Annotated in this window: 16 protein-coding genes; 6 read left to right on the top strand and 10 right to left on the bottom strand. The window is 71.0% G+C overall.

Annotated features, from left to right (window positions below; translation table 11 throughout):
* Window positions 1–34 precede the first annotated feature (34 nt).
* The 3 genes from ACIG5F_RS42690 to ACIG5F_RS42680 all read left to right on the top strand — a co-directional run bounded on the left by ACIG5F_RS42690 (window position 35) and on the right by ACIG5F_RS42680 (window position 3182).
* Complete coding sequence (locus ACIG5F_RS42690) at window positions 35–1195, top strand: glycosyltransferase (protein ID WP_396525947.1); 1161 nt, start codon at window positions 35–37, stop codon at window positions 1193–1195.
* A 167-nt stretch (window positions 1196–1362) separates the two neighbouring features.
* The gene (locus ACIG5F_RS42685; RefSeq protein WP_396525946.1) at window positions 1363–2271 is read left to right on the top strand and encodes an acetamidase/formamidase family protein; all 909 of its coding nucleotides are present in this window, start codon (window positions 1363–1365) and stop codon (window positions 2269–2271) included.
* A 119-nt stretch (window positions 2272–2390) separates the two neighbouring features.
* The gene (locus ACIG5F_RS42680) at window positions 2391–3182 is read left to right on the top strand and encodes an SGNH/GDSL hydrolase family protein (protein ID WP_396525945.1); all 792 of its coding nucleotides are present in this window, start codon (window positions 2391–2393) and stop codon (window positions 3180–3182) included.
* Window positions 3183–3331: 149 nt separating this feature from the next.
* Here the strand turns inward: ACIG5F_RS42680 and ACIG5F_RS42675 are convergent, their stop codons facing one another.
* The 8 genes from ACIG5F_RS42675 to tkt form a co-directional block, all read right to left on the bottom strand.
* Window positions 3332–3790, bottom strand: a complete 459-nt coding sequence (locus ACIG5F_RS42675) for an AAA family ATPase (RefSeq protein ID WP_396525944.1) — start codon at window positions 3788–3790, stop codon at window positions 3332–3334.
* Between the two features lie 90 nt (window positions 3791–3880).
* Window positions 3881–4681 carry an alpha/beta fold hydrolase gene (locus ACIG5F_RS42670; protein ID WP_396525943.1) on the bottom strand — a complete coding sequence of 267 codons (801 nt, stop codon included), beginning with the start codon at window positions 4679–4681 and terminating at the stop codon, window positions 3881–3883.
* Between the two features lie 53 nt (window positions 4682–4734).
* Window positions 4735–5466: a 6-phosphogluconolactonase gene (gene pgl / locus ACIG5F_RS42665; protein ID WP_396525942.1), complete on the bottom strand. Its 732-nt coding sequence runs from the start codon at window positions 5464–5466 to the stop codon at window positions 4735–4737.
* Window positions 5463–6557 (bottom strand): glucose-6-phosphate dehydrogenase assembly protein OpcA, encoded by a 1095-nt coding sequence (opcA, locus tag ACIG5F_RS42660; protein WP_396525941.1) that lies wholly within the window; start codon window positions 6555–6557, stop codon window positions 5463–5465. The genes pgl and opcA overlap by 4 nt, the downstream gene beginning before the upstream one ends.
* Window positions 6554–8080: a glucose-6-phosphate dehydrogenase gene (gene zwf, locus ACIG5F_RS42655; protein WP_396525940.1), complete on the bottom strand. Its 1527-nt coding sequence runs from the start codon at window positions 8078–8080 to the stop codon at window positions 6554–6556. The genes opcA and zwf overlap by 4 nt, the downstream gene beginning before the upstream one ends.
* On the bottom strand, window positions 8077–9690 hold the full coding sequence (locus ACIG5F_RS42650) for a glucose-6-phosphate isomerase (protein WP_396525939.1): 1614 nt from the start codon (window positions 9688–9690) through the stop codon (window positions 8077–8079). Before ACIG5F_RS42650 ends, zwf begins: the two co-directional genes overlap by 4 nt.
* 7 nt (window positions 9691–9697) lie before the next feature.
* Complete coding sequence (gene tal, locus ACIG5F_RS42645) at window positions 9698–10810, bottom strand: transaldolase (RefSeq protein ID WP_396525938.1); 1113 nt, start codon at window positions 10808–10810, stop codon at window positions 9698–9700.
* Between the two features lie 3 nt (window positions 10811–10813).
* Window positions 10814–12910, bottom strand: coding sequence for a transketolase (gene tkt / locus ACIG5F_RS42640; RefSeq protein WP_396525937.1), 2097 nt, complete (start codon window positions 12908–12910; stop codon window positions 10814–10816).
* Window positions 12911–13233: 323 nt separating this feature from the next.
* Between tkt and ACIG5F_RS42635 the strand changes: the two genes are divergently transcribed.
* The gene (locus tag ACIG5F_RS42635) at window positions 13234–14172 is read left to right on the top strand and encodes a heme o synthase (protein ID WP_396526011.1); all 939 of its coding nucleotides are present in this window, start codon (window positions 13234–13236) and stop codon (window positions 14170–14172) included.
* A 92-nt stretch (window positions 14173–14264) separates the two neighbouring features.
* Here the strand turns inward: ACIG5F_RS42635 and ACIG5F_RS42630 are convergent, their stop codons facing one another.
* Together ACIG5F_RS42630 and ACIG5F_RS42625 are read right to left on the bottom strand one after the other, a co-directional pair.
* The gene (locus tag ACIG5F_RS42630; protein WP_396525936.1) at window positions 14265–14723 is read right to left on the bottom strand and encodes a hypothetical protein; all 459 of its coding nucleotides are present in this window, start codon (window positions 14721–14723) and stop codon (window positions 14265–14267) included.
* On the bottom strand, window positions 14720–15319 hold the full coding sequence (locus ACIG5F_RS42625) for an RNA polymerase sigma factor (RefSeq protein ID WP_396525935.1): 600 nt from the start codon (window positions 15317–15319) through the stop codon (window positions 14720–14722). The genes ACIG5F_RS42630 and ACIG5F_RS42625 overlap by 4 nt, the downstream gene beginning before the upstream one ends.
* Window positions 15320–15456: 137 nt before the next feature.
* Between ACIG5F_RS42625 and ACIG5F_RS42620 the strand changes: the two genes are divergently transcribed.
* The gene (locus ACIG5F_RS42620; RefSeq protein ID WP_396525934.1) at window positions 15457–15996 is read left to right on the top strand and encodes an FKBP-type peptidyl-prolyl cis-trans isomerase; all 540 of its coding nucleotides are present in this window, start codon (window positions 15457–15459) and stop codon (window positions 15994–15996) included.
* A 59-nt stretch (window positions 15997–16055) separates the two neighbouring features.
* Window positions 16056–16265, top strand: coding sequence for a hypothetical protein (locus tag ACIG5F_RS42615; protein ID WP_396525933.1), 210 nt, complete (start codon window positions 16056–16058; stop codon window positions 16263–16265).
* Window positions 16266–16429 lie beyond the last annotated feature (164 nt).

The following is a 16429-nucleotide window of genomic DNA, read 5'->3' as shown; positions in this document are numbered from 1 at the left end:
CGGCAACCGGTTTTCGTGTGGGAGTCTGCTGCCTGTGCGAGTGGCCGTCGTTGCCGGACCGGATGCCGGCCACGTGTTTCCCTCGGTCGCGCTGTGCCTGCGGTTGGCGGCGGCCGGCGACGAGCCGGTGCTGCTGACCACCGACGGGTGGCGTGACGCCGCCGTGGCGGCCGGGATCGACGCGCCGCCGCTGGAGTGGCTGGCGCTGCGGTACGAGGCCGACATCGGGCGTTGGCTGCACGATCGGGCGGCCGAGCTGGCCCGAGATCTCGTGCCGACCCTGGGTCTGCTCAAGCCGGATCTGGTGGTGTCGGATGTGCTGGCGACTTGCGGCGGCATGGCCGCTGAGTTGTCCGGGTTGCCGTGGGTGGAGCTGTCGCCGCATCCGCTGTATCTGCCGTCCCGTGGCCTGCCGCCGATCGGCAGCGGACTCGCGCCGGGCGTCGGGGTCGGGGGTCGCCTTCGGGATGCCCTGCTGCGCCGGGCGACCGCTCGTTCGCTGCGGCAGGGCCATCGGCAGCGAGCCGCCGCACGGCGGGGAATCGGTTTGCCCGCAACGGATCCGGGGCCTGCTGCACGGTTGATCGCCACGCTGCCGGCCCTGGAGGTGCCCCGCCCGGACTGGCCGGCGCAAGCGCACGTCGTCGGGCCGCTGCTGTGGGATCCCGTGCCCGCCGGCCTCACGCCGCCGCCCGGGGACCAGCCATTGGTGATGATCGCGCCGTCCACCGCGGTCAATGGCGCCACCGACATGCTCTCCGCAACCCTCGCCGCGCTGGCCGGCCTGGACGTCCGGGCGGCGATTTCCACCTTCCAGCCACCGGACCGGCTGCCCGACTGGGCCCGTGCCGGCGCCGGTGGGCAGGACGAGTTGCTGCGCCAGGCCGATGTTGTCGTCTGCGGCGCCGGGCACGGCTTGCTGGCCAAGGCTTTGCTCGCCGGCGTGCCCGTTGTGGCGGTGCCGGGCGGCGGCGATCAGTGGGAGCTGGCCAACCGCGCCGCCCGGCAGGGCAGTGCCGTCGTCGTCCGCCCGCCCACGGCCGACGCCGTGCGGGCTGCGGTGGTGAAAGTGTTGGGGGATCAGCGTTTCGCCGCCTCCGCCGCCGAAGCCGCGAAGACCGTCGCAGAGGTGGCCGATCCGGTCACTGTATGCCGGTCGGTGGTATGGACGCGACGCGCTCCGAACGGCCTGTGATGCCACAGTGGTGAACGGCGGGAGCCCAGGGCGATGACGGGTGCCGCCGCTACGGCATGGCGACGGAAAGCGTGACGGCAAGACGGCGGGGTAGCGGGCGGGATGGCTTGGCGGGCGGCGATTGCGTGGGTGTGGCCGGGGGTATGGGATGGCGGCAGGATGGGGTGGTGGCTGAACATCGACTTGAAGCGACTGCCGAGACCGTCACGGATGTCTTCGATCCGGAGCGGGCGCCGGTGTTGACGGTGGAGCCGGGGGACAGGCTGACTGTGCGCAGCATGAACGCGTCGGGGCTGCTGGAGAAGGACATCTTCGGCCCGAAGCTGATACCGGAGCCGAGGGGGCACTGCCTGACCGGGCCGATCGCGGTGCGCGGGGCGAGGCCGGGGATGATGCTGGCGGTGCGGCTGGAGGCGTTGGAGCCGGACGACTGGGGCTTCACGGTCGCGGCGGTGCGGGACAACGCGCTGAACCGGCGGCTGGGCGTGGTGCCGGGCAGGACTGTCGAGCTGACATGGGACATAGCGGGCGGGAAGGCGGTCAACCAGCTCGGGTTCGAGGTGACGCTGGCGCCGTTCCTGGGCGTGATCGGGCTGCCGCCGCAGGAGCCGGGACAGCACTCGACGGTGCCGCCGAGGCCGTGCGGCGGCAACATCGACTGCCGGGAGCTGGTGGCCGGCTCGACGCTGTTCCTGCCGGTCACGGTGCCGGAAGCGTTGCTGTGCCTGGGCGACGGCCACGGGGCGCAGGGTGACGGCGAGGTGAGCGGCACGGCGGTGGAGTGCGGCATGACCACACGGCTGACGGTGGATCTGGTCGAGCAGCCACCGATCCGCACGGCGCACGCCATCACCCCGGCGGGCCGGGTGACGTTCGGCTTTGATTCGGACCTGAACGAGGCGTCGGCGCAAGCCCTGTCGGCGATGTTGGACTGGATGGCGGTCGGGTACGGCGTCGACCGGACGACCGCCCTTGCCCTGGCCAGCCCGGTGGTGGACCTGCGGATCACCCAGGTGGCCAACCAGGTCTGGGGCGTGCACGCCGTCCTGCCCGACGGCGCGCTGAACAGGGCGTGAAGGAAAGCCAGGCAGACGTGCCAACGATACCGGCGGGCCTACCGGAGTCACGTTCCAGCTGCTACTCGTAGTGGTCGCGTCAGCATCGTCCGCTATGCCTTCGAAAACGGAGACATTCCATGCGCCGTCTGGCCCTGCTGCTGGTCCCGCTCATCGCGATCCTGTTACCCGCAACGGCTGCCGCTGCCCCGGCGGCGGCGGGCAAGTATGTCGCCCTGGGCGACTCCTACGCCGTGGGCGTGGGCACGTACACATACGACAACGCCAACGACCCGTGCCGGCGGGGGCCGCTGGCCTACAGCCGGCTGTGGGAGGCGGCGCACCCGACGGTCACCTACGTCGAGGAATCCTGCTCGGGAGCGGAGGTCGCCGACGTCGTCAACCAGGCGGCGGCGGGCCTGACGCCGGACACGACGCTGGTCACCGTGCAGGTGGGCGGCAACGACGTGGGCTTCGTGAGCGTGTTGGAGACCTGCATCCTCAACCTCGCCGACCAGACGTGCATCAACGCGGTGAACGCGGCGGTGGCGACGGGCCAGTCGGTGCTGCCGGGCGCGCTGGCCAGCCTGTACCAGGGGATCCGGGCCAAGGTGCCGTCGGCGCAGGTGGTGGTGGTCGGCTACCCGCGCTTCTACAAGATCGGCGGCAGCTGCTGGGTCGGGCTGAGCGACACCAAGCGGTCGGCCCTGAACAACGGAACGGACGTCCTGGACAACCTCCTGCAGCAGGCGGCGGCGAACGCCGGGTTCCGGTTCCTGGACGCCCGCACGGCGTTCGCGGGCCACGAGCTCTGCTCCGGCAACCCGGAGTGGATGACCAGCCTGCAGTGGGACAAGCTCAACGAGTCCTACCACCCGAACGCCCTGGGGCACCAGGCGTACTTCGGTGCGCTGAAGGCGATCACCGGCTGATCTCCTTGCGGTGGAGGGCGGTCCGCGCCCTCCACCGTGCACGAACTGCGATGCCGACTTCGAATGGGCCCTGCGCCGTTTTCTCGCCGGCCTGCGGTGAAACGTGAACGCGGACCCCGGCGGTTGGCGAGTGCCGCGGTCGACCGCGATCACTTCGGTGAGCTGATCAAGGTCTCCAATTGCCGGACGACGTGGTCGGGCGGGGCGGTGGCGTCGAGCTCAAGCGTGCAGGTTGCTCTGAGCAGGGGTTCGACGGCAGTCAGGTTGGCGAGGATCTCGGCACGTTCGGCGGGGAGCTTGCCGTACGGGTTGTCGGTGCGGGCGGCGATGCGGGCCAGCAGGACGTCGGCCGGGGCGCTGAGCAGGACGATGTGGTCGAAAAGGGGATAGAAGCGGCCCTGGTTGGACTTGCAGCCGGCGACGAACAGGGGACCGGGCGTGGCGAGCAGGGCGGACATGGCGTCCTCACGCCAGATCCAGTCGGCGCCCTCCCAGCGGCTCCAGCGGGACGAGTCGGTGTCGACGGTCCGGTGTCCGCGGACGGACAGCGCCCGCAAGGCGCTGGACTTGCCGGTGCCGGACATGCCGGTGACGAGGACCTTGGTCAAGCTGCGGTCCGGTCGGTGATGGTGTGGATGCCGGCTTGGTGGGCAGGGCGGTGGTGGTCAAGCTGCACGTCCATGATCAGCAGGGCGGCCCTAGGCATGGAGGAAGTCAACCACGTCGATGGTGCGGTCCAGGATGGAGATGTGACCGTCCGAAGAGGACGTCAGCAGGGTGTGGTCGGGCAGGTGGCGGGCGAGCCATTCGGCGTGGGAGAGGGGGATGATGCGATCCGAGCCGCCGTGCAGGAGGAGCACGGGGCAGGCGATCTGCTGGACCTCGAAGCCCCAAGGTGACACGTAGGCGAGGTCGTCGTCGATCATGCCGTCGAGGCCGTTGGCGGTGGCGAGACCGGCATTGCGGCCCAGATCGGACCAAGTGTCGGAAACGGCGGCGTGATCGGTGGGAGTGAAGGAGTTCTCGTCGAACGGGACGGTGGCGAGCTGGGTGGCCAGCGCCGCCCGGCCGGTGACGGCGGCGCGGAGTTCGTCGGGGGCGACCATGCCCTGCCACCAGTCCAGCAGCGGCGGCTCGAACGGGGCCATGGCGGCGACGGTCACGCAGCCGATCACCCGCTCGGGCAGCAACGCGGCGCAGGCCAGGGCGTGATTGCCGCCGCCGGAGTGGCCGAGTACGGAAAAGCGGCCGATGCCAAGGGAATCGGCGATGAAGGCGACGTCAGCGGCGGCCGAGGCGATGGTGCGGCCGGGCCGCGCGGTGGAGCCGCCGTAGCCGGGACGGTCGTAGGACAGCCAGCGAATCCCCGACAGGGCAAGCAAAGGAGCGGGCACGGCGCCGATCTGGGGCGTGCCGTGGTGCCAGAACACGGGAAGGCCCGAGCCGGTGTCGTAGACGTGCAGGGTGTGGCCGTCGGGGAGGGTGAGATCGGTCTCCACGGGACGAGCCTAGAGGGTGACGGCCTCCGACCGGGGTCGAAGGCCGTCGACTCTCAGGAGAGCTTTGCGGCGGCGGAGGAATCCAAAAGCCACAGGGTGCGGTGGGTGCCGCGGGCGCCGGCGGCGGGGATGTCCACGGGGGACGCGCCGGCCAGGGCCTGGGCGACGGGGTCGGCCTTGGCCTCGCCGGTGGTCATCAGCCACACCTCGGCGGCGCGACGGATGGCCGGCAGGGTAAGGGAAACCCGCGTCGGCGGAGGCTTGGGGCAGTCGCGCACGGCGACGACCGTCAAGGACTCCTCGTGCACGGCGGGGGAGTCGGGGAAGATCGAGGCGGTGTGCCCCTCCTCGCCGACGCCCAGCAGCAGCACGTCGAAAGCCGGCACGGGAGAGCCCAGCACCCGGGCGTAGTCGGCAGCGGCGGCGTCGGGGTCGTCGCCGAAGCGGCCGTCCGACGCCTCCATCACGTGCACCCGGGACGGGTCCAGGGCAATGTGGTCCAGCAGCGCCGCCCGGGCCTGGGTCTCGTTGCGGTCGGCGTGTCCCGAAGGCAGGAAACGCTCGTCGCCCCAGTAGAAATCGACCCGGGACCAGTCGACGGCGTCACGGGCGGGACTGTCCCGCACGTGCTCCATCACGGCGTTGCCGGTGCGGCCGCCGGTGAGCACCAGGGACGCCAGGCCGCGAGCGGCCTGGGCGTCCACGAGCTTGGTGATCAGGCGGGCCGCAGCGGCGGCGGCCAGGAGGTCGCCGCCGCTGTGCACCACGACATCGGGTCCGGTCACGAGTCGGCCTTGGCGGAGGCCTTCTTCGAGGCGGACCGCTTGGGCTTCTCCTCGGCCGCCGGCGCCTCGGCCTTCGCCTTCGCGGACGAAGCCTTCGCCGAAGCCTTGGGCGCGGCCGGCTTGGGCGCGGCCGCCGCCGGCTTGGGCGCCGGCGCCGGGGTGACGGCGTGGCGGGCCTTGGAGACCTTCGGGACGGCCATCAGGGCGTCCTTGTAGATCTCGTCCGGGTCCAGCCGCCGCAGCTCCTCGGCCAGGCAGTCGCGAACCGACCGGCGCTGCAACGCGATCCGGCGGTCGGGCTGGCCCGGCTGGGTGAGGGTGCCGGTCTTGGCGTCCGGCCGGAGCAGGTCCACGGCCCCGGACCGGCGCTGCAGCGTCACCTGGACGATGCCCTCGCCGGCGGTGGCCTTGGCCCGGCTCACCGGCACGTTCAGCCGCGAGGCGAACCAGCCGGCCAGCAGCTCCGAGGACGGCGAGTCGGCCTCGCCGATCACCGAGGCCCCGGTGACCTTCTCGTACGGCGGCAGGTCCAGCGCGGCCGCCAGCTGGGCCCGCCAGTTGGTCAGCCGGGTCCAGGCCAGGTCGGTGTCACCGTCCACATAGGACTTGCGACGCTGCTCCAACGCCTTGATCGGGTTCTTCTCGGCGGCGGAGTCGGTGATCCGGCGGGTGGCCAGCTGGCCGATGGCGTCCTCGGCCGGCACGTCGGGCGCCTCGGACGGCCACCACGCCACCACCGGGGCGTCGGGCAGCAGCAGCGGCACCACGCAGCTGGCGGCCTGGTCGGCCAGCGGCCCGTAGAGCCGCAGCACCACCACGTCGCTGGCCCCGGCGTCGCCGCCGACCCGGATCTGGGCGTCCAGCCGGGCGGCGGCCTTGCGGGCCCCGCGGGCCAGCACGATCACCCGGCACGGGTGCTCGCGGCTGGCCTCGTTGGCGGCCTGGATGGCCTCCTCGGTCTTGGCGCTGTCGTCGGTGACGATCACCAGCGTCAGCACCCGGCCAAGGGCCACCGCGCCGCCGGTCTCGCGGACCTCCACGATCTTGGCGTTGACCTGGGCGGTCGTGGTGGACGGCAGGTCGATGATCACGGGCGCCTCCAATGACGACCGGTGCGGGTGAGCATCTCGTCGGCCGAGGGCGGACCCCAGCTGCCGGGGGCGTAGCCCTCGGGCATGCCCTGCTTGGCCCAGTGCTCCAGCACCGGGTCCAGGATCTGCCAGGACAGCTCGACCTCTTCGTTCATCGGGAACAGCGACGGCTCACCCAGCAGCACGTCCAGGATGAGCCGCTCGTAGGCCTCGGGCGAGGACTCGGTGAAGGCGTGGCCGTACCCGAAGTCCATCGTGACGTCCCGGACCTCCATGGTGTTGCCCGGCACCTTGGAGCCGAACCGCATGGTCACGCCCTCGTCCGGCTGCACCCGGATGACCAGGGCGTTCTGCCCCAGCTCCTCGGTGGCCGTGGAGTCGAACGGCAGGTGCGGGGCCCGCTTGAAGACCACGGCGATCTCGGTGACCTTGCGGCCCAGCCGCTTGCCGTGCCGCAGGTAGAACGGCACGCCGGCCCAGCGGCGGGTGTTGACCTCCAGCGTGATGCCGGCGTAGGTCTCGGTCTTGGAGTCCGGCGCGAAGCCGCCCTCCTCCAGCAGGCCGAGCACCTTCTGCCCGCCCTGCCACCCGCCGACGTACTGGCCGCGCGCGCAGGTCTGGTCGTACGGCGTGGGAATCCGCGCCGCCGACAGCACCTTGATCTTCTCCGCCCGCAGCGCCCGCGGGTGGAAGGAGACGGGCTCCTCCATCGCGGTCAGCGCCATCAGCTGGAGCAGGTGGTTCTGGATCACGTCGCGGGCCGCGCCGATGCCGTCGTAGTAGCCCGCGCGACCGCCGAGGCCGATGTCCTCGGCCATGGTGATCTGCACGTGGTCCACGTAGTTGGCGTTCCAGATCGGCTCGAACATCTGGTTGGCGAAGCGCAGCGCCAGGATGTTCTGCACCGTCTCCTTGCCGAGGTAGTGGTCGATGCGGAACACCGACTCCTCGGGGAAGACGTCGTTGACGACGTTGTTGAGCTCCTTGGCCGACTTCAGGTCGTGGCCGAAGGGCTTCTCGATGACGACCCGGCGCCACTGCTCGGCGTCCTGCTCGGCCAGGCCGGCCCGGGACAGCTGCTTGGTCACCACCGGGAACGCGCCGGGCGGGATCGACAGGTAGAACGCGTGGTTGCCGCCGGTGCCGCGCTGCTCGTCGAGCTCGCGGACCGTCTTGGCCAGGTTGTCGAACGCGTTGTCGTCGTCGAAGGTGCCCTGCACGAACCGGATGCCCTCGGACAGCTGGTTCCAGACCTCGGCCCGGTAGGGCGTGCGGGCGTGCTCCTTGACCGCCTGGTGCACGACCTCGCCGAAGTCCTCGTTGGCCCAGTCGCGCCGGGCGAACCCGGTCAGCGCGAAGCCCGGCGGCAGCAGGCCCCGGTTGGCCAGGTCGTAGATGGCGGGCATGAGCTTCTTGCGGGACAGGTCGCCGGTCACGCCGAAGATCACCAGGCCGCACGGGCCGGCGATCCGGGGAAGGCGCTTGTCGCGCTCGTCCCGCAGCGGGTTGCGCCAGCTGCTCACCTCTTGACCTCCTGGACGGCCTTGGTCAGCTCGACCAGGCCGGCGGCCCGGTCGGTCAGGTGCAGACGGAGCACCGGGCGGCCGTGCTCGGCGAGCACCGAGCCGTCGCCCAGCGCCTGCGCGTGCTGGAGCACGCCCAGCGTGTACGGGCGGTCCGGCACCGCGAGGTCTTCCACGACCGCGCCGGTGACCTGGAGGAACACGCCGTTCTGGTGACCGCCCTTGTGGTACTGGCCGGTCGAGTGCAGAAACCGCGGGCCCCAGCCGAAGGTGGTCTGCAGGCGGCTGGCCCGCGCGACGGCCGGCCGCAGCACGGCGGCGGAGGCGTCGTCGAGGCGGTCCAGGTAGGCCTGCACGGCCACGTAGCCGTGGTCGGGCGCGGCGGCGAGGAAGGCGTTGAGCACGTCGACCAGGGTCGACGCGGTCGGCGGCAGCCACTCGCCGCTCTCGTACACCTCGACCGAACCGATGGTCAGGTTCGGCGCGGCCTCGTCGCCGCCGACCGGCTTGTCGAGCAGAGCGCGGGCGGCGGCCTTGGCCGCCTCCACGTCGGGCTGGTCGAACGGGTTGATGCCGATCAGACGGCCGGCGATCGCGGTGGCGAACTCCCACAGCAGGAACAGGCCGCCGAGCTCGCCCGCGGTGCTCATGAACGCCGCGTCCACGTCCGGGCCGATGGCGATCGGGGTGGCGTCGGTGCCGGCCGTGACGAAGCCCGGCGCGTCCGCGTTCTCCACGGCCACCGGGAGAAGGCCGACGCCCTGCTTGCCGGTGGACTCGGCGATCAGCTGCTCCGCCCAGTCGGGGAAGCCCTTCACGCCCGAACCAGTGTCGGCCAGGATGACCTTCTCGGCGCCCTGCGCGTGCGCCGCGCCCCAGGCCGCACCCAGCCACAGGGCCGGGTTGGTGTCGTCGTCCAGCGACAGCAGCTTGAACGCCGCCGCGGCCTCGTCCAGCAGCTGGCCGATGTCCGCGCCGGCCAGACCGGCCGGCACCAGGCCGAACGCGGTCAGCGCCGAGTAGCGGCCGCCGACGTGCGGGTCGGCGGTGAACACCTTGCGGTAGCCCGCCTCCGTGGCCATCTTCTCCAGCGGCGAGCCCGGGTCGGTGACGACGATGATGCGGCTTTTGGCGTCGATGCCGGCGTCGGTGAAGGCCTTCTCGAAGATGCGCCGGTGGCTGTCGGTCTCGACGGTGCCGCCGGACTTGGACGACACCACGATCGCGGTGCGCGTCAGGTCACCGGCCAGCGCGTCGGCCACCTGGCCCGGGTCGGTGGTGTCCAGCACGACCAGCGGCACGCCGGCGGTCGCGGTGATCACCTCCGGGGCCAGCGACGAGCCACCCATGCCGGCCAGCACGATCCGGTCGATGCCCTCGCCGGCCAGCTCGGCCTGCAACGCCTCGATCTCCCCGACCAGCGGCCGGGAGCTGTCGTGCAGCGTGGTCCAGGACAGTCGGATGGACGCCTCGGGCTCGGCGTCCGGCCCCCACAGCGTCGGGTCCTGCGCGGCCAGCTTGGACGCGATCTTGTCCGCGATCAGCTGGTCGACCAGCGGGCGCGCCTGTTCGGCCAGCCCGTCGTGGACGATGTCGACGGAAATCCCCACGTTGATCTCAGCCCTTCGCCTTGTCGAGCTGGCCCTGCACCGTCTCGAGCAGCTCGGCCCAGGACTTGACGAACTTGTCGACGCCCTCGGTCTCCAGCACGTCGTAGACGTCGTCGATGTCGATGCCGGCCTGCTCCAGCGCGTCGAACAGCTCCTGGGCCTGCTCCTCGGTGTTGCTCACCGTGTCGCCGCGCAGGTTGGCGTGGTCGGCCACCGCGTCCAGGGTCTTCTCCGGCATGGTGTTCACCACGTTGTCGACGACGAGCTCGTCGACGTAGCGGGTGTCGGAGTAGTTCGGGTCCTTCACGCCGGTGGACGCCCACAGCGGACGCTGCGCGTGCGCGCCGGCCGAGGCCAGCTCCTGCCAGCGCGGGGTGCTGAACGCGCCGACGTAGGCGGCGTAGGCCAGGCGGGCGTTGGCGATCGCGGCCTCGCCCAGCAGCGCCTCGGCCTCGGCGGTGCCGATGGCCTTGAGGCGCTTGTCGACCTCGGTGTCCACCCGGGACACGAAGAACGACGCCACCGAGTGGATCTTCGAGATGTCGTGGCCGTTGGCCTTCGCCTGCTCGATGCCGGCGATGAAGGCGTCCATGACGTCCAGGTAGCGCTGCACCGAGAAGATCAGCGTCACGTTCACGCTGACGCCCTCGGCCAGGGTGCGGGTGATCGCCGGCAGGCCCTCGACGGTGGCCGGGATCTTCACCATCAGGTTCGGGCGGTCGACCGTCTTCCACAGGTCGAGCGCCTGGGCGACGGTGGCGTCGGTGTCGTGGGCCAGGCCCGGCTCGACCTCGATCGAGACCCGGCCGTCCTTGCCGCCGGAGGCCTCGTAGGTCGCGCGGAACACGTCGCACGCGTTGCGCACGTCGGTGGTGGTCAGCTCGCGCACCACCGCGTCCACGTCGGCGCCGCGGGCGGCCAGCTCGCGCACCTGCTCGTCATAGGCCTCGCCGTGCGAGAGCGCGCCGGCGAAGATCGTCGGGTTGGTGGTCACCCCGACGACGTGCTTGTCCTTGATCAGCGACACGAGGTTGCCGCTGGTGAGCCGGCTCCGCGACAGGTCGTCGAGCCAGATCGACACGCCGGCCTCGCTGAGCGCGGCCAAGTTGTTGGCGCTCATCTTCTACTTTCCCTCCACCTTGGCGATGCTTCGGCGCGCGGCCTCGACGACCTTCTCGGGCGTGAAGCCGAACTCGCGGAACAACGTCTGATAGTCAGCGGATGCCCCGAAGTGTTCAATCGAGACGATCTCGCCGGCGTCGCCGGCGAACCGGTACCACGGCTGGGCGATGCCCGCCTCGACGGTCACGCGCGCCTTCACGGACGGCGGGAGCACCTGGTCGCGGTAGGCCTGGTCCTGCTCGTCGAACCACTCGACACACGGCATGGACACCACACGAGTGGCAACGCCGTCGGCCTCGAGAGCCTTCCGCGCCTCGACCGCCAGCTGCAGCTCCGAGCCCGTGGCGATGATCACTACCTGCGGGTCGCCGTTGCCGGCGTCGGCCAGCACGTAGCCGCCCTTGGCCACGCCGTCGGCGTCGGTGCCCTCCAGGACCGGCAGGTTCTGCCGGCTCAGGGCCAGACCGGTCGGGTGGTCGTGCCGGGCGATCAGCGCCTTCCAGGCGAAGGCCGTCTCGTTGGCGTCGCCGGGGCGCACGAAGGACAGGCCCGGGATGGCCCGCAGCGCGGCGTAGTGCTCGACCGGCTGGTGGGTGGGGCCGTCCTCGCCGAGGCCGACCGAGTCGTGCGTCCACACGTAGGTGACCGGGATCCCCATCAGCGCGGCCAGCCGCACCGCCGGGCGCATGTAGTCGCTGAAGACGAGGAAGGTGCCGCCGTAGGGGCGGGTCGGGCCGTGCAGGGCGATGCCGTTGAGGATCATGCCCATGGCGTGCTCGCGGATGCCGAAGTGCAGCGTCCGGCCGTACGGCGTGGCCTTCCACTCCTTGGTGGCGATCGAGGTCGGGCCGAACGAGTCGGCGCCCTTGATCGTGGTGAGGTTGCTCTCGGCCAGGTCGGCCGAGCCGCCCCACAGCTCCGGCAGCGACTCGCCCAGCGCCGACAGCACCTCGTTGGACGCCTTGCGGGTGGCCACGCCCTTGGGGTCGGGGCTCCAGGTCGGCAGCTTCTCGGCCCAGCCGGCCGGCAGCTCGCGGGCGATGAGCCGGTCCAGCAGCGCCTTGCGCTCCGGGTTGGCCGCCGCCCACACGTCGAAGGACTTCTGCCACTCCACGTGGGCGGCGTTGCCGCGCTCGACGGCCTTGCGGGCGTGCGCGAGGACCTCGTCCTCGACCGGGAAGGCGACCTCGGGGTCGAAGCCGAGGATCTTCTTGATCTCGACGATCTCGTCGGCGCCCAGGGCGGCGCCGTGGGCCTTGCCCGAGTTCATCTTGGTCGGGGCCGGGAAGCCGATGATCGTGCGCAGCACGATGATCGAGGGGCGCTCCGTCTCGGCCTTGGCCGCCTCGATCGCCTCCAGCAGGCCCTGCACGTTCTCGCCGCTGTCGACGTGCTGCACGTGCCAGCCGTAGGCCTCGTAGCGCTTGCCGGTGTCCTCGGACAACGCGATCGTGGTGTCGTCCTCGATCGAGATCTTGTTGTCGTCGTAGATCAGCGTGAGGTTGCCCAGCTGCTGGGTGCCGGCCAGCGAGCAGGCCTCGGAGGTGACGCCCTCCTCGATGTCGCCGTCCGACGCGATCACGTAGACGTGGTGGTCGAACGGGCTCTGGCCGGGGGCGGCGTCCGGGTCGAACAGGCCGCGCTCGCGGCGGGCGGCCATGGCCATGCCGACCGCGGAGGCCAGGCCGCTGCCCAGCGGGCCGGTGGTGATCTCCACGCCGGCGGTGTGGTGCACCTCGGGGTGGCCCGGGGTCTTGGAGCCCCAGGTCCGCAGCGCCTTGATGTCGTCGAGCTCCAGGCCGTAGCCGGACAGGAACAGCTGGAGGTACAGCGTCAGGCTGGAGTGCCCGGCGGACAGCACGAACCGGTCCCGGCCCAGCCAGTTCGGGTCGGTCGGGTCGTGCCGCATCACGCGCTGGAACAGGGCGTAGGCGGTCGGCGCCAGGCTCATCGCGGTGCCGGGGTGGCCGTTGCCCGCCTTCTGGACGGCGTCGGCGGCCAGCACCCGGATGGTGTCGACCGCGCGCTTGTCCAGCTCGGTCCAGTCCTGGGGCAGATGGGCGGTGGTCAGCCGGGTGACTTCGTCGGTGTCGGACACGGACCTGAGCTCCCACTCTTCACGTCACGCGGAACAGGCCGTGACGGCGCTGGTCGGCGGAGCTCTGGATCGATCCCGAGAGCCGACCGTGCCCAGCCCGTTCCGCTCGCTTGGCTCGTCGCGGCCAAGCCTAGTCCCGAGCTGTCGAAAATGTGATCTCAACAGGGGTGGGTGAGTCGTGACGGACCTCGCAACGACCCCACAAGAGCGCGCCGGCGGCACGCGGTTACGATTCAAACGATCGACGGCCCGACGTCGGTCCCCATTCTTGTCAACTGTCCGATTCGAGGAGCGAGATGCCGCCGGTGAGCCCCGCCAAGGGAATGCCTGGCAGCACCGCCGTCGACGCCACCACCACATCCGGTCGCTCCGTGCGCGCCGTGCTCGGGGCCTACATCGCCCTGACGAAACCGCGCGTGATCGAACTGCTGCTGGTGACGACGATCCCAGCGATGTTGCTCGCACAGCGTGGAATTCCGTCCCTGTGGCTGGTGCTGGCCACCCTGTTCGGCGGCACCATGGCCGCCGGCAGCGCCAACGCGCTCAACTGCGTCTGGGACGCCGACATCGACGCGGTGATGAAGCGGACCAAGGCCCGCCCGCTGGCCAAGCACACCGTGCCGGTGCGCAGCGCCCTGATCTTCGGCCTGGCCCTGGGCGTGGCCTCGTTCGTGTTCCTGTGGCTGACCACGAACCTGCTGTCCGCGGTGCTGGCCGTGGCCACCATCCTGTTCTACGTCCTGATCTACACGATGGTGCTCAAGCGGCGGACCGCCCAGAACATCGTGTGGGGCGGGGCCGCCGGCTGCATGCCGGTGGTGATCGGCTGGTCCGCGGTGACCGGCACGGTCGGCTGGCAGCCGCTGGTCATGTTCGGCGTCATCTTCTGCTGGACGCCCCCGCATTTCTGGGCGCTGGCAATGAAGTTCAAGGACGACTACGCCGCGGTGAACGTGCCCATGCTGCCGGTGGTGGCCACTCGGGTAGAGGTTTCGCGACAGATTGTCGTCTACTCCTGGGCGATGGTCGTGCTCTCGCTGCTGTTGCTGCCGGCGACCAGCTGGATCTACGGAGTGTTCGCCGTCGTGTTCGGCGCCTGGTTCCTGGTGTTCGCCCACCGTTTGCACAATGAGGTGCGGCGGGGCCAGGAGGGCAACCCGATGAAGCTGTTCCACCTCTCCAACACCTATCTGATGCTGGTGTTCGTGGCCTTGGCCGCCGACGCCGTGGTGGGCCTGCCCGTCTTCGGCCTCCCCTTCTGAGCGAATCTCGATCGCGCGCCTCCTTCCCGCTTGGAAGGGGGCTTTCCTCCACTCCGAGTGGAGGAAAGCCCCCTTCCACGCAGTGGGGGGTGTCAGAGCGTGATGGACGGCGTGGTGAGCGACACGGTGGTGGCGCTCACGATCAGGTGAGCGGGGCCGTGGCGCAGGCCGTTGATGGTGAATCGGCCGTGCACGTCCGAGCGGGTGCACAGGCGCTGGTCGTCGGTGCGCAGCTCCACGTCGTGGCTGCCGGGCGGGGACAGGCGGCCGTCCATCCGCACCGTGCCGTCCAGGTTGACGCCGACCGACAGGCTGATGGTCAGCGCGTCGCTGTCGAAGGTGATGCGGCCGACATCGTCGGAGCCGGTGCGCTGCCGGCAGACCGCGACCGTCGGCGCCCCCAGGAACGCGCCGGCCAGCGCGACCGCGCCCCGGATCCGGTCGACCAGGTCGGCCGGCGGCGGGTCGGCGGCCGACCACAGGTCGCGCACGGCGGCCAGGATGCGCAGGTCCAGCTCGTCGAGCGGCTCGTCCGGACGCACCGTTGTCATCCCCACTCTCCTTCCGGGTCGGAGATCAGCAGTTCGCGCAGCTTGGCCAGGCACCGGCCCCTGGTCGGGCCGATGCTGCCTCTCGGCATGCCCAGTCGGTTCGCGACCAGGCCGTAGTCCGGGCGGGGCGTGAACGCGACCACCCGCAGCAGCTGCTGGCAGCGGGCGGACAGCTGGTCGACGGCCTTCCACAGGCGGCGGCGCTGGTCGGCGACCAGCGCCTGGTCCACCGGTCCGGCCGAGCCGTCCAGCAGGTCGGCGAAGGTCTCGTCGCCGGCCAGGGTCTCGTTGCGGTGCGCGTCCTTGGCCCGCCAGGCCTCCCGCTTGGTCGCGGTGACCAGCCACGCGGTCAGCGCGGCCGGGGTGTGGATGTCGGCCAGCGAGCGCAGCAGGTTCAGCCACGTGGTCTGCACCACGTCGGCGCAGCTGCCGGCGTCCAGGCCCTGGGCCCGGGCCACGTGCCAGAGCAGCGGCGTCAGCTCGATGATCAGCGGGTCCATGCCGCCGCGCGGATCGGCGCGGGCGGCTTCCAGCAGGACGGCGATGTGTTCGTAGCGATTGTCGGTGTCCCCGTCACCCATGTCGGTCGGTGGCATCGGTCCGTGCCGCGGGCCTCCCACCATTACCCCCTCCGCTCCCTCGTCCTGGTAATCAGGGACGGGTCGGCCGGATGGGGATACCAAGCCGTAGGTCACGAACAGGTAACGCGGCGGGCCCGTTAGGCTCGCGTGCCATGCGCACAGCCGGCCTCGCGGCCCTGACTCTTGCCACCCTGCTCGGCGCGGCCGCCTGCGGCGGCTCCAGCACCGGCAGCAGCCCCGACACCACCTCCGCGGCGCCCAAGAAGCCCTGCACCGTGGACGACGTGCAGGTCAGTGGGGCCTTCGGCAGCAAGCCGACGATCACCGTCCCGGACACCTGCACGGCTCCCACTCAGGAGCTGACCAAGGACCTCACGCCCGGCACCGGCGCCGCGGTGAAGGCCGGCGACTCGGTGGCTGTGTACTACGACCTCGCCACCTGGTCGGACAGGAAGGACGTCCAGTCTTCCTGGGACCAGCAGCCGCTGCAGCCGTTCACCGTGTCGCCGGTCGGGCAGGCCCAGGTCATCCAGGGCTGGAACGACGGCCTGGTCGGCATCAAGCAGGGCGGCCGCCGGCTGCTGGTCATCCCGCCGGACAAGGGCTACGGCCCTGGGGGTAACCGCGGCATCAAGGGCAACGAGACGCTCGTGTTCGTCGTCGACGCCGTCACCGTCACTCCAGCTGGCTGACCTGCGCAAACGGCACCTGCGGTCCGGCCCGTCCGGGTCGGACCGTATGGTGGGCGCTCGTGACGGGTGACGATGAGGAGGCCGAGTTCGTCGCGGACTCGGTGGCCGACAAGATGTACACGGTGTGCCACCAGTGCGGCGGCATCGGCGAGGTGCCGATCCCGGTGATCGCGGTGGTCGGCGGCGTCGGCCGGACCGCCACGGCCAACCGCACTTGCCATGTGTGCGACACCAACGGCCGCCTCACGGGCATGGTCCCGCCGATCTGAGTCGTCTGGCCGGCGCATGGGGGGTTGGTGGCGGCTTTGGGGCGGGAGCCGGTTGATTGCTGGCTCAGGGGTGGGTGTGGTTGTGGTTCTGGTGCCCGCGCCGCGCGGTTGCCGGGGGTGGGGTTTGCGGTGAGGGGTTGGGCGTTGTTCGGCTGAGGGGTGGG

Source organism: Kutzneria sp. NPDC052558 (genome assembly GCF_044547355.1).
Taxonomy (GTDB): domain Bacteria; phylum Actinomycetota; class Actinomycetes; order Mycobacteriales; family Pseudonocardiaceae; genus Kutzneria.
The sequence above is the reverse complement of the archived record's forward strand: the minus strand, read 5'-3'. Positions and strand labels throughout refer to the sequence as shown.